Here is a 13,479-nt window from a genome sequence, read left to right as displayed (position 1 = left end):
TACAAACAAAAAGCCCGCCTTTAAAGCGGGCTTTTTGCCGTCCGGGATTTGGCTTTTTCTTTCGTGCATCCCCTCTCGTCGAACTCCACCTGTGCGCTGCGACCTTTGCGGGTGTCGTAACGGTAGGTCGTGGCCGAATTGCGAATACTGATCTTGTCTGGCTTGCCGAGTGCGCTCTCGACGTCTTGCTGGCTCATGCCCGCGACCACCCGCTGATGGATGATCGCTTCCCGGCGCTCCCTGGCGCTGATCAGGTTTCCACACTTGTCCTGCGTTTGGCCGACCACGGTTGGCTCTCTGCTGTTGATGTTCATTGCTGGTGTTTCACGGAGCTCGGCCGGCGGCATAAGCGCCATCGTGCTGCCAGGTGTAAAGGCGCGGGCGTCCTGAAGTGAAGCGCGTTCTCCCGCGGCGCAGCTCAGCGTGGTGAAGGTAATGCGTCCATCGGGCGCTTCACAGCGTTGAACGGTGGTGGCGAGCGCCAGGGGCAGGGGGCCGAGCAGGCTGAGCAGTAAAAGGCATTGTGAAATCGGTGGCATTGGCCGTCCTCCATGACGTTCCTTTTCAAGGGTAGCGGCTACAATTTTCGAAGCGGTGTGTTTTCTTTTCAGAATACGTCGTCGCATTTCGATGGATCAGGACGACGCTCAAGATTGTTGTGCAAGCGCTTGTTTCAGCCACGATTTTTTAACGTTTAAAACCGTCAGGCGGTGTATCATTGCGCCCGTCAGCCCCGCCGGGGCTTGTGGAATACCTCCATGGACTTACCCAGTAGTTACTCAGTACCCCGTTTTACCAATCATGAATTGACTGATTGATCCTTCCGGCGTGCCCCGCTGCTGGGAGTGGAGTTCGCCTATGTCTGAAGTTGAAGTAAAGAAAACGCAGGAAAGCTTGCAGGATCGCCTGGCTCAGGTGGTTGAGTTGCTGCAGCGCCAGCGAGTGGTAGAAGACCTGACTCACCGCCAGGAAGGCCCGCATCATGACCGGGTCGAGAACCTGGTCCACCGGCAGAACCTTGTCGAGTTGCAACGCAAGCTCGATGACCTGCACTCCGCCGACGTCGCCTACATCCTTGAAGCCTTGCCGCTGGACGATCGTCTGACGCTCTGGCAATTGGTCAAGGCCGATCGCGACGGCGACATCCTTCTCGAAGTATCCGATTCGGTTCGTGAATCGCTGATCGCCGACATGGACGATCACGAGCTCCTGGCAGCGGCCAAGGACATGGATGCCGACGAACTCGCTGACCTGGCCTCCGAGCTGCCGCGAGACGTCGTCCATGAGCTCATGGAGACCCTCGACCAGCAACAACGCGAACGCGTGCGCTCGGCACTGTCCTACGACGAGGAGCAGGTCGGTGCGTTGATGGACTTCGAGATGGTGACCATCCGCGAGGATGTCAGCCTTGAAGTTGTCCTGCGTTACCTGCGCCGTCTCAAGGAGTTGCCGGGCCATACCGACAAACTGTTCGTGGTCGATTACGACGGCGTCCTCAAGGGTGTGTTGCCGATCAAGCGCTTGCTGGTCAACGATCCGGACAAACAGGTTGCCGAGGTGATGGCCAGCGATCCGGTGAGTTTTCACCCGGACGAAGACGCTTACGATGCTGCTCAGGCATTCGAGCGTTATGACTTGATCTCCGCACCCGTGGTCGACAAGAACGGCAAGCTGATCGGTCGTCTGACCATCGATGAAATGGTCGACCTGATCCGTGAAGAGAGCGAAAGCGAAGTTCTCAACATGGCGGGTCTGCGTGAAGAAGAAGATATTTTTGCGTCGGTCTGGAAATCCCTGCGTAACCGTTGGGCCTGGCTGGCGATCAACCTGATTACCGCGTTCGTGGCTTCCCGGGTCATCGGTTTGTTCGAAGGTTCGATCGAGAAGCTCGTGGCGCTGGCGGCATTGATGCCGATCGTGGCGGGCATCGGTGGTAATTCGGGCAACCAGACCATCACCATGATTGTTCGGGCCATGGCACTGGACCAGGTGAGCACCGGTAATACCTCGCGCCTGATGCGCAAGGAATTGGCGGTCGCGTTGATCAACGGTGTGATCTGGGGTGGGGTGATTGGTGTGGTTGCCTACCTGCTCTATGGCAGTTGGTCATTGGGCGTGGTGATGACCGCCGCGATGACGCTCAACTTGCTGCTGGCGGCGTTGATGGGGGTCTTGATCCCGATGACCCTGGCGAAGATGGGGCGCGACCCGGCAATGGGTGCCAGTGTGATGATTACTGCCATGACCGACAGCGGCGGCTTTTTCATCTTCCTTGGGCTGGCGACAATCTTCCTGCTCTGAAGCCCCGTTCATTGAAAACCCGCCTTTGGCGGGTTTTTTTTGCCTGGATTTCAGGCAAAAAAAAGCCAGCGATCAGGCTGGCTTGAGCTTTCTACTTGAATCAGGACGCGTCGGCGGTCATTTCAGCATCATGCGCGATCAGCGAAACCAGGGCGTTCTGCTGTCGGTGGGAGAGTTGGCGGAAGCGTTGCAGCAGCTCCCGTTCGTGCAAGGAAAGCTCCGGGCTGTCCAGGCGCATGCTCAACTCTTCTCCCAGTGCGCCTTCCTGAATAAGACTCTGCTCAAGGCGCGCAATGATTTCGGAGTTCATGCTGCGATGATGATTGCGAGCCACCTCGGCAATGCGTTCACGCATTCCGTCTGGCAGACGTACGACGAACTTGTCAGCCGTACGGCTGGAATAAATTGCCTGTTTCAATGGGCGCATATATTTAACCGGTTAGTTCAGGGGAGCGGTTTTCGGGATTGGCCGCAGGATGTCTGGTAGGACAAGCGCTCTGACCAAATGTTCAACCTGAATTGATAGAGGCGCGCATCATGCCTCAAAGCAGCCAGATCCTTGGCGTCAATTCTGTGACAAATATTGAACTGGATAAAGGCGTTCTGCCAGCACCAATTATCAGAAATGCGGACTGGTTTGAAAAGTTCGATCGGGCCCGTAATGCTTAATGCTCCCTCCGCCCGACGAAAGGTTTCTGTCGGGAGAAAAAGGTGGACTCGATCCCTGTTCCTTGCCTTTACAGAATAGTGGCAAATGGCCGATTTACTAGGTGGAAGTCTTCTAGGGGGTTAATTGAGGATGGGTGGCAGGCCCTTGCAGCCGGTCTACCAGGCCGGGATCAACGCAGTACCGGATCGAACTTGATCTTGCGTCCGGCGATCAGTGCGAGCACGAACAGGCCGCTGAAGACAACGCAGGCGATCAGGGGGAGGGTGACGACCATGTCCTGGGTCAATGACAGATGGAAAATGCCGCTCAACAAGGCGAGGATGAAGAAACTCGCGGCTGATCTGGACATGCTGTGCTCCTGGTGGGTGATTCAAAATACCAAACGCTCGGATGACGGCGCCGGTAGCAGGATGTTTTCCTGGCTCACTTGCGGGCTGACAAATCCGTGCCGATCACTCAATTGCGCCAGTTGCGGCGCCTTCTGCAACTGAAGGTAATGCGGCATGAGCTGGGCAACCTGCGTAGTGCTGTTCTCGGGAACAAAATGAAATCCCGATAAAACGGCCAGTGCGATTGCATTCGAGAGTAAAAGGACGCTGTTCATGGCGTGGGCCTCGGTTGCTCTGTAAGAACAGTAGAGGCAGCTCGCATGCCAGAGTCTATCGGCAATTAAATTCTTAAAAAACAATGAATTAAGTTATTTTTGGTAAAACGCCATATTGCATTTTGCAAGGGTGGCTTTTTACAGCGATGCAATTTGCACGGTAAACAGGTCCGCGCCCTTCTGAGGTGTCTGCCTACACTTAAAAAGCCCTATGGACGACATGACAAAAGCCGGCCCTGCCGTTAACATGCACGCCGTCCATCGCGCCACGTTTCGTTGCGCTCGACTTGTGTCTCAGTAGCTCAATTGGATAGAGCATCCCCCTCCTAAGGGGAAGGTTGGCAGTTCGAACCTGCCCTGGGACACCATATAATTCAAGCGGTTACGGTGTTTCCCCGTCTTTATAGAATTGCCGGGGTTACGCTGGGGTTACGTTTCAGGAATATCCAGCTGCCCTTCTTGTAAAAAATGCCTCGTTTCTCAGCCATGCAAAGCGGCAAAGCATCGAGCAGAAGGCGGTGAAATTCGATGCAGCAGAGCGCCTGACTTGTAATCAGTAGGTCCCGTGTTCGATTCCTGATGCTGGCACCATATACAGAAAGGCCCGCAGCGATGCGGGCCTTTTTTGTTTCTACACTGGCTAGCGCCAACTCCGAAACCAATGCGCTGAACTTCTTGGATCACCATGACGTGGCCGTCGGACTCCAAGACGAAGCCATCATCGATTACTGCAAAATTGCACCCAGCTTGACCGCCCGCTTGCATTCGTCCTGACACCGATTGCACAGGATTTGACCAGCACGCTTTGTCACAATGATCGGCAGAGAACGGCCAAAAGCAGCCCCCGATCAGCGGCTGCTCACACCTAAAACTGATGCTCTTGATGGGCACCCACGGGTGTTAGACTTGCGCTTTTGCTCCTACCTCCAAGGTGTTGTTGCGTGAATATGGAAAATCATTCCCAGACGGCCGCTTTTCTCTGGTCGATTGCCGATCTGCTACGCGGTGACTTCAAGCAGTCTCAGTACGGTCGCATCATCCTGCCATTCACCCTACTTCGGCGCATGGAGTGTGTGTTGGCGCCGACCAAGGATGCCGTGATTCGCGAGTTCTACGCCCAGGAGGGCCGCCCAGACACCGTGCGTGAAATGTATATGCTGCGTGCGGCAGGTGGCCTGCAGTTTTTCAACGCCTCGTCGCTGACCCTCGGCACTCTATCCGATACCCAGACCCCAGCCGACCTGATGAGCTATGTCCAGGCCTTCAGCAAGGACGCCCGCGAGATATTCGAGCACTTCCACTTTGAAGACTTTGTTCAGCAACTGGCCAGCGCTAACCTGCTCTATCAGGTTGTGCAAAGGTTTGCTGCCACCGACCTGAGTCCCGAGAGCATTAGCAACTTCGGCATGGGCATCATCTTCGAAGAGTTAATCCGCAAGTTCGCCGAAAGCTCCAACGAAACTGCGGGTGAGCATTTCACTCCGCGCGATATCGTGCACCTCACCACTTCGTTGGTGATCACCGATCAGGACCACAAACTCGCGCCCAACAGCATCGTCACCATCTATGACCCAACGGCGGGTACGGGTGGATTTCTGTCCGAGGGCGATGAGTACATCCAGTCCATCAGCGAAAAGGTCAGCGTATCCCTGCACGGTCAGGAGCTAAATCCCGAGTCCTACGCCATCTGCAAAGCTGACATGCTGATTAAGGGGCAGGACGTTGCCAGCATCAAGCTCGGTAACACGCTGTCCAACGACCAGTTGGGCAACAAGCACTTCGACTTCATGCTCAGCAACCCGCCGTTTGGCGTGGAATGGAAGAAGGTGCAAAAGCAGATCACCGACGAGCATATCCACAAGGGTTTCGACGGCCGTTTCGGTCCTGGCCTTCCGAGGGTGTCTGATGGCTCGTTGCTGTTCCTCTTGCACCTGGTCAGCAAGATGCGTGACCCGCGCGACGGAGGCTCGCGCATCGGTATCATCCTCAACGGCTCGCCGTTGTTCACCGGTGGCGCGGGTTCGGGCGAGTCGGAGATTCGCCGCTATCTGCTGCAAAACGATCTGATCGAAGCCATTGTCGCGCTGCCCACGGATATGTTTTACAACACCGGTATTGCGACCTACGTGTGGATTTTAAGCAACCACAAGACCAAAGCACGTAAGGGGCTGGTACAGCTGATCGATGGCAGCCAGCACTTCGCCAAAATGCGCAAATCCCTTGGTAGCAAGCGACAATTCATCAGCGACGAGCAGATCGACGAGCTGGTGCGCCTGTATGGCCGTTTCGAGCAAACCACGCAGAGCAAGATTTTTCCGATTGAAGCCTTCGGCTACCGGCGAATCACCATTGAGCGTCCGCTACGCCTGAACTTCCAGACCAGTGCCGAGCGCATCGCTAAAGTGTTGGAAGAAAAAGCCATTCAGAGACTTGATAACGCCCCCCAACAACAGCTAATCCAGGCCATACAAGCGCTAGACGGCAGCGTGCTGCACCGCAACCGCGAGCAGTTCACTAAGTTGCTGAAAAAGGCCTTGAGCGACCAAAATGTGCTCCTCTCCACGGCGGAATTTAAAGCGCTGCTGAATGGACTGAGCGAGCGCGACCCCGAAGCGAATATCTGCAAAACCAAGGCTCAGTTTGAGCCGGACACTGCTCTGCGCGACAACGAGAACGTACCGCTGGGCGAGTCGGTGCATGACTACTTTCAACGCGAAGTCATCCCCCACGTGCCGGATGCTTGGATCGACGAGAGCAAAACGGATGCTCAGGATGGCGAGGTCGGCCTTGTTGGTTTCGAAATTCCGTTCAATCGTCACTTTTATGTATTTCAGCCGCCGCGCCCACTAGAAGAAATCGACCGCGACCTCAAAGCCTGCACTGACCGCATCAAGCAGATGATCGAGGGGCTTTCCGCATGAGTTTTTCTTCCTATGGGGCATACAAAGGCACTGACTTACCTGAGCTGGGAGCGGTTCCGGCGCATTGGGATGTGTCCCCTTTGAAGCATATTGTGGCAACCCCAATCACTGACGGTCCTCACGAAACACCTGAGTTCATTGAAGACGGTATCCCATTCGTATCTGCTGAAGCTGTTTCGACGGGTGAGATAAACTTTTCAAAATCCCGATTTATTTCTCAGACGGATCATGACCGCTATACAAAAAAATACAAACCTCGTAGAAACGATATTTTTATGGTTAAGTCCGGAGCTACTACTGGAGTAGTGGCTATTGTTTCTACTGATCGGGAGTTTAATATTTGGTCGCCATTGGCAGTGGTGCGGTGCTCTCGCTTAGCTTTACCTCGCTACGTACTACAAGCGATGAGATCTCGTAATTTTCAAGAGAGCGTTAGGCTAAATTGGAACTATGGGACGCAGCAAAATATTGGAATGTCAGTGCTCGAAAATCTGCGTATTCCATTACCCCCGATTGTCGAGCAAGCCCAAATCGCCCGCTTCCTCGACCATCAAACCGCGCGCATCGATGGTCTGATCGAGCAGCAACAGCGCTTGATCGAACTGCTTAAGGAAAAGCGCCAGGCCGTTATCTCCCACGCTGTTACCAAAGGCCTCGACCCCAACGTTTCGATGAAAGACTCCGGTGTGGAGTGGCTAGGCGAAGTGCCTGCGCATTGGGATGTGAAAGCATTGCGTTTTTTGGGGGAGTGCCAAAATGGTATCAACATCGGGGGAGAGGCTTTTGGATCTGGCTTCCCTTTTGTAAGTTATAGCGACGTACATAAGAATGACGTATTACCAGCTGAAGTTACAGGGCTCGTTCAGTCAACGGCTGAAGACCGGCAGCGTTACTCGATTGACTACGGAGATGTGTTTTTTACCAGGACATCGGAAACAGTTGACGAGATAGGTTTTAGTGCAACCTGTTTGCAAAAACTTCAAAATGCTGTTTTTGCTGGATTTCTTATTCGATTCAGGCCGAGTGGTAAATATCTGATTCCTGGATTTTCGAAATATTATTTTCGAAACCAACGGCTGCGGATTTTCTTCAACAAGGAAATGAATTTGGTTACCAGGGCATCTTTAAGTCAGGATTTATTGAAGCAACTTCCGGTAACTCTTCCGCCTGTTATTGAACAAATAAAAATCACTGATTTTCTAGATAAAGTCACTGCGGAATTTTCTTCGTTGTTGGAGCAGGGACTTGGGTCTATTGACTTACTAATCGAGCGCCGCTCCGCCCTGATATCCGCCGCCGTCACCGGCAAAATCGACGTGCGTGGCTGGCAGTCATCGGCCAACGTGGCATCTCCCGAATTAGAAATAGAGGCCGTGTAATGGCGGACAGCAAGGAAGCGCAATTTCAGCAAGACATTATCGACGCCCTAACCGCTCAGGGCTGGTTGGTGGGCACAGCCAGCGGATACGACCGGCGCACCGCGCTTTATACCGAAGATGTGCTGAGCTACTTCAAGGACGCCTGGCCCGAGCGTTGGAACAAGTTTGTAAAGGCCAATCCCAACAACCCAGACGCCGTGTTAGTGGAGAAGCTCGTGCGCGAGTTGGAGCTAAGCGGCACCCTGGATGTGCTGCGTCATGGTTTTAAGCTGCCAGCGGTAAAAGTGGAGTTATGTAGTTTTCAGCCCGACCACGACATGAATCCTGACACCCTCAAACGATACCGGTGCAACCGCTTGCGGGTGGTGCCGGAGGTGTCTTATTCGCCGCACGCGCGTGAGGCTGGCAGCAGTGGACAGAGCTACAACCCACGGTTGGATTTGGTGCTGTTTGTCAACGGAATCCCCACCGCCACGCTGGAGCTAAAAAGCGAGTTCAAGCAGTCAGTCGAGAATGCCAAGCGCCAGTATCGTTACGACCGCCCGGTAAAAGACCCGCTGACGCGCAAGCCCGAGCCGCTGCTGACCTTCAAGCGTGGCGCGCTGGTGCATTTTGCCGTAGGGCAGAATGAGGTGGCGATGACCACAAAGTTGACAGGTAAGGACACCTTCTTCCTGCCCTTTAACCTCGGTAGTGAAGAAGGCGGCGCGGGCAACCCAATGCCTGTCGACGACAGCCAATACGCCACCAGCTACCTGTGGCAACGCCTGTTGCAGCCGGATGCCTGGCTCAATGTGCTGGGGCGCTTTCTGCACCTGGACAAAAAAACCAGCGAAGGCTTCGACGGAACGTTGGTTACCAAGGAGACTATGATCTTCCCGCGTTACCACCAATGGGAAGTAGTCAACACGCTGATCAAGACCACCCGCGCCGAAGGAGCTGGCAAACGCTATTTAATCCAGCACAGCGCCGGCTCGGGCAAGTCCAACTCCATCGCATGGACGGCCCATCAACTGGCCTCGCTATACGATGATACCGGTCAGCGGTTGTTCAACTCGGTGATAGTGGTCACCGACCGCACGGTGCTGGATAGCCAACTACAAAACACCATCTACCAGTTCGAGCACGCCCAGGGCGTGGTCAAACCGATCAGTCGTGATGTCGGCAATCAGAGCAAATCCGAACAACTGGCTGAGGCGCTGGCTGAGCAGACGCGCATCATCATCGTCACCATCCAGACTTTCCCTGCATTGTTCGATGCCCTAGACAAGTACCCAAAGCTGGCTAGCGGGCGTTATGCGGTAATCGCTGACGAGGCGCATTCCTCGCAAACTGGCTCGTCCGCCAGCAAGCTGAAACAGATTCTCGGTAGCGATGCGCTGGAAGCCGAGGAAGTCAGCGCCGAAGAGTTGCTGGACGCTGCTGTACAGGCGCGCCAACCGAATGAGCGCATCAGTTACTACGCCTTCACCGCCACGCCCAAGGCCAAGACTCTGGAGCTGTTCGGTCGCCCGGCCAACCCCACGCTGCCAACCAGTTCCAGCAACAAGCCAGAGGCTTTTCATCTGTATTCCATGCGCCAGGCCATTGAGGAGGGTTTCATCCTAGATGTGCTGCGTAACTACACCACCTACAGTACCGCCTGGAAGATCGCCCACCCAGTTGGCGAAGACGACGAGGTAGACAGTAAGAAGGCGCGCATCAAGCTAGCGCGCTGGGTGCGTTTGCATCCATACAACATCAGTCAAAAGGTTGAGGTGATCGTCGAGCACTTCCGCGCCAATATCCGTAATCTGCTCAATGGCCAGGCCAAGGCCATGGTGGTGACCAGCAGCCGCCAGGAAGCGGTGCGATACCAGTTGGCGGTGAGAGCCTATGTACAGCAGATGGGTTACAACGATGTGCACCCGCTGGTAGCGTTCTCCGGCAGCGTGCTACCGGATGAGGTGATCCCCGAAGAAGTAACCGAAAGCAGCAGTCTACTCAACCCCGACCTGAATAGCCGCGATTTGGCAGTGGCGTTCGACACCCAAGACTTCAACGTGATGATCGCGGCAAACAAGTATCAGACCGGCTTCGATCAGCCCAAGCTGTGTGCCATGTACGTGGACAAAAAGCTGCAAGGCGTGGACTGCGTGCAGACCCTGTCGCGGCTGAACCGCACTTTCGGTGACAGCAAGGAAACCTTCATCCTCGACTTTTTCAACGAGCCGCAGGATATCCTCGACGCCTTCTTGCCGTACTACACCAAGGCCGAGCTGACCGATGTAACCGACCCGCAGATCATCTATGACCTGCAGAGGACGTTGGATGCCGAGGGGATCTATCACTGGCAGGAGGTCGAGGCGTTCTCTATGGCCTTCTTCGACCCCAAGGCGGCAGCCAGCAAACTCAGCTACTACTGCACTCCGGCCAAGGAGCGCTTTGCCAAGCGTTATGCCTTCTCGGTGGAGTCGCGCCAGCAAGCACTGGATTACAGGCGCACAGCCGAAGCCAACGGCGACAGTGCTGGCCTGAAAAAAGCCGAGCATGCGCTGAAAGAGGCCGGCGAACAGATAGACCAACTAGACCTGTTCCGCAAAAACCTGCAGAGCTTTGTGCGCCTGTACGAGTTCCTCTCGCAGATCGTGCCCTATGAGGACCGCGAATTGGAACAGATCTGCGTATACGCCAAGCACCTGCATCCGCTGCTGCGCGTGGATCGCTTGCAACAAGACGACGTGGACGTGGGCGAGCTGCAACTGAGCCACTACCGCCTGAGCAAGCGCGCCGAACACCAGCTACGCCTGAACGAGGAGCACGGTGAATACACCCTCAAACCTGGCAGTGATGTGGGCAGCGGAAAGCCCCATGACCCGGAGAAGAAGCGTTTGTCGGAAATCATCGAGGCACTGAACGATATCTTCGGTGCCGAGGTGAGCGATGACGACCAGCTGCAGTTCCTCACCGGCATCGCCCAGCGCATCAGCCGCCAGGAAGATGTGATGGCCCAGGTGAACAACCACTCGGTGGATCAAGTGATGCACGGACTGTTCCCCAAGCGCGTTCTGGACACCGTACTGGATGCCATGACCGACCACGAGAAGCTGTCGCTGGAAGTGCTGGATAACGAGACCAAGAGCCGAGCTTTTGCCTTGGTGATTTTGAAGATGCTGAAATCGGCAGCCGCCCTCGATGAATCCGGCTTGCACGATGCCTGAAACCATATAAATCGAATCAACGAAATACGCGCCAACATCTGCTTTTTGCCGATTTATGCTCGTTGTCACCGGCCGCAATGGGTCGGTTGTTGTCCTTCGCGACAGGCAGCAATCGGCCCAGAACCGGACAGTCAAAGCAGACACAGGGGTGGTTGGTCCTATGTCTTCTGGAAACGCTTGCAAACAAAGTGCTGTGTCCACCGCGATAGCTTTCATACCGTTCCCGTCGGCGGTGAAGTAACCCCTGCGTGCATGAGGGCCTCCCGCTCACGGAAAATGCGACATGCAGGTCGCAATCTCGGGCTATACCCAGATCGCTCCCAGCAACCTTTTATTCTTTATCTATCCTCCATCTCGACATATGCCTACAGCCCTCGGTATCGTTGGGTATTGATCGCTGATGCCCCTTGCCCGGGGATTCCCAGCAAAACATGGAATAATTTGAGGAATTTATGGATAGCACTGCAATTCAGTCTCAACTAGACGCCAATCGCAGATCTGTGTCATTCGACAGCTACGACGTCACGGTAAGGCAACTGTACGACATGATTTCAGAAGAAATCATCGATGTAACACCAGAATATCAACGACACTTTATTTGGACCCAGGAGAGACAATCTCAACTGATTGAATCAATCCTACTTGGTATCCCCGTGCCGAGCTTATTCATGGCCACCAACAAAGATTCAACCTGGGAGGTAATCGACGGCCTTCAGCGCCTTACTACCATTGTGAATTTCATCGGCAACAAAGACGTTATAGAACTAATCAGTGAAAACAGCGTCCCACTGAAGTTGAAAGGACTTGAGAAGCTAGATACCCTGAATTCTCTTACTTTTGGAGAAATCCCCAAAGCAATACAATTAATGTTTATGACGCGCCCCATCAGAATTACTGTACTGAATGACAAAAGTGATTTCGGGCTTCGCTTTGACTTATTTGAACGCCTAAATACAGGCGGTGTAATTCTCCATCCGCAGGAAATTCGCAATTGCGTTTATCTAGGCCCCTTCAATGATTTCATTAAAGAATGCGCAAAATTCGTGCCTCTAAGGAACTGTTTGAGACTTAGCTCGAACGCAGAAAAAAATGGAAACGTTGAAGAACTGGTTTTGAAGTTTTTCGCCTATCTCGAAAAGCGTGATGAATTCGTGCATAGCGTAAAAGGATTTCTTAACGACTACATGGCAGAAAAAACTGAAAGCTTTAAGAATAAAAAGCAACTGAAAACCTTGTTCGAGAAAACTTTTACCTTTATTAGCACAAGCTTGCCCGACGGAATAGTACGATCAACCAGAAAAAATACCACCCCCCTTATTCTATTCGAAGCAATCTCGGTAGGTGTAGCTGATTCTCTGAACGCTGGAAAAATTGTACGCCCTGCAAAACTCAAGGCTCTTTTAAATGACGCAACCCTAACCACTTTGACGACAGGGGCAACGAACAGCAGAAAAAAACTTACCGACAGGATTAGGTATGTAAAGGACCACGTATAAAATGAGTTATGAGGGAGTTAAACAATTAGCTAGAGAAAGGCTCACTGAAGTTCAATTACTCCTAAATCACATCACATCCTTGGAGCCCGAAGATGCTACCACGCCTCACCCACCTGAGGTTAAAATCTTAAGAGGCTTCTTTTATGTTCATCTTTATGCGGCCCTGGAAAAGAGCATTAATGAAGCAGTGCAACTTACCTTGCGCTTAATCGCAGATCACAATGCTCCCGCAAAACATTACGAATTTAACTTTGGCAGCATCGCAGCGCGGGGAAAGTTGCAATCATTCAAAAGTTGCAGTCATAAATATTACCATGACAATGCACTGGCTATCTTCACCACACTTAACTCTACTGAAATAATAAATATAGACGAAACCCAGTTCTCGGATACGCTTATGAATGTTTGGATGAAATCTATCACCGAGGTCTTAGACTCTTTTGGAATAGAATTCCCAGTCGAGCCCAGAATTCGCACCACTATTAACGAGCTAGTTGAAAATAGAAATAAGGTGGCGCACGGTCGAGAAAGCGCGCTTACAGTCGGAGAAAGGCATCGCTCAAATGTTCTGCGCGATAAATTCACAATAACGACTAACCTGATTGATGCAGTGACAAACAAGCTTGAGATATTTTATATCTCACGGTCATTCATAAAAGTCTCCGAGCGAGGCTTGTATTAACATGGCAGCTCATTTTGGTGTATTACTGCCCTGAACAGCGCTTTAAAAATTGTAGTTGCAGACTTCTGGCGGCAAGCATGCTGATATCAATAAATTTTTCGGCATTGCGATGGTACGCGTTCTGACGTCAACGGTGTTTCGACCCATTTAACGGATTCAGAGTTGAACATGATCAAGAAGGCTGGGTAGGGATTATCAAAAAGCGTACTGCGTAAAGCATCGACTG

Annotated in this window: 11 protein-coding genes and 1 tRNA gene; 8 read left to right on the top strand and 4 right to left on the bottom strand. The window is 53.1% G+C overall.

The features are described from left to right. Positions 1 to 20 precede the first annotated feature (20 nt). On the bottom strand, positions 21 to 539 hold the full coding sequence (locus tag ACEN8E_RS22930) for a cell envelope protein SmpA (protein WP_495589985.1): 519 nt from the start codon (positions 537 to 539) through the stop codon (positions 21 to 23). Positions 540 to 858: 319 nt separating this feature from the next. Here ACEN8E_RS22930 and mgtE point away from each other — a divergent pair, with 319 nt between their 5' ends. Further along, positions 859 to 2,301 (top strand): magnesium transporter, encoded by a 1,443-nt coding sequence (mgtE, locus tag ACEN8E_RS22925; protein WP_008004215.1) that lies wholly within the window; start codon positions 859 to 861, stop codon positions 2,299 to 2,301. Between the two features lie 100 nt (positions 2,302 to 2,401). Here the strand turns inward: mgtE and ACEN8E_RS22920 are convergent, their stop codons facing one another. Continuing rightward, positions 2,402 to 2,728, bottom strand: coding sequence for an Arc family DNA-binding protein (locus tag ACEN8E_RS22920; protein ID WP_008066583.1), 327 nt, complete (start codon positions 2,726 to 2,728; stop codon positions 2,402 to 2,404). A 110-nt stretch (positions 2,729 to 2,838) separates the two neighbouring features. Between ACEN8E_RS22920 and ACEN8E_RS22915 the strand changes: the two genes are divergently transcribed. After that, on the top strand, positions 2,839 to 2,970 hold the full coding sequence (locus tag ACEN8E_RS22915; RefSeq protein WP_495589984.1) for a hypothetical protein: 132 nt from the start codon (positions 2,839 to 2,841) through the stop codon (positions 2,968 to 2,970). A 170-nt stretch (positions 2,971 to 3,140) separates the two neighbouring features. On the opposite strand, the gene ACEN8E_RS22910 is transcribed toward ACEN8E_RS22915, so the two are convergent. Further along, positions 3,141 to 3,320: a PA3371 family protein gene (locus ACEN8E_RS22910; protein ID WP_495589983.1), complete on the bottom strand. Its 180-nt coding sequence runs from the start codon at positions 3,318 to 3,320 to the stop codon at positions 3,141 to 3,143. Between the two features lie 21 nt (positions 3,321 to 3,341). After that, positions 3,342 to 3,575 carry a hypothetical protein gene (locus ACEN8E_RS22905; protein ID WP_495589982.1) on the bottom strand — a complete coding sequence of 78 codons (234 nt, stop codon included), beginning with the start codon at positions 3,573 to 3,575 and terminating at the stop codon, positions 3,342 to 3,344. A gap of 291 nt (positions 3,576 to 3,866) precedes the next feature. On the opposite strand from ACEN8E_RS22905, the gene ACEN8E_RS22900 reads away from it, so the two are divergent. The 6 genes from ACEN8E_RS22900 to ACEN8E_RS22875 all read left to right on the top strand — a co-directional run bounded on the left by ACEN8E_RS22900 (position 3,867) and on the right by ACEN8E_RS22875 (position 13,253). Next, positions 3,867 to 3,943 (top strand) — tRNA-Arg (locus tag ACEN8E_RS22900). 573 nt (positions 3,944 to 4,516) lie between these two features. Then, positions 4,517 to 6,496, top strand: coding sequence for a type I restriction-modification system subunit M (locus ACEN8E_RS22895; protein ID WP_495593377.1), 1,980 nt, complete (start codon positions 4,517 to 4,519; stop codon positions 6,494 to 6,496). Beyond that, entirely contained in the window at positions 6,493 to 7,875 is a 1,383-nt protein-coding gene (locus ACEN8E_RS22890) for a restriction endonuclease subunit S (protein WP_495589981.1), read from the top strand. Before ACEN8E_RS22895 ends, ACEN8E_RS22890 begins: the two co-directional genes overlap by 4 nt. Continuing rightward, positions 7,875 to 11,075, top strand: a complete 3,201-nt coding sequence (locus tag ACEN8E_RS22885; protein WP_495589980.1) for a type I restriction endonuclease subunit R — start codon at positions 7,875 to 7,877, stop codon at positions 11,073 to 11,075. Before ACEN8E_RS22890 ends, ACEN8E_RS22885 begins: the two co-directional genes overlap by 1 nt. A 452-nt stretch (positions 11,076 to 11,527) precedes the next feature. Continuing rightward, positions 11,528 to 12,571, top strand: coding sequence for a DUF262 domain-containing protein (locus ACEN8E_RS22880; RefSeq protein ID WP_495589979.1), 1,044 nt, complete (start codon positions 11,528 to 11,530; stop codon positions 12,569 to 12,571). Between the two features lies 1 nt (position 12,572). Beyond that, the gene (locus ACEN8E_RS22875; protein ID WP_495589978.1) at positions 12,573 to 13,253 is read left to right on the top strand and encodes an MAE_28990/MAE_18760 family HEPN-like nuclease; all 681 of its coding nucleotides are present in this window, start codon (positions 12,573 to 12,575) and stop codon (positions 13,251 to 13,253) included. The last annotated feature ends 226 nt before the right edge of the window (positions 13,254 to 13,479 follow it).

This window comes from Pseudomonas sp. Pseusp9, assembly GCF_059491265.1.
The sequence above is the reverse complement of the archived record's forward strand: the minus strand, read 5'-3'. Positions and strand labels throughout refer to the sequence as shown.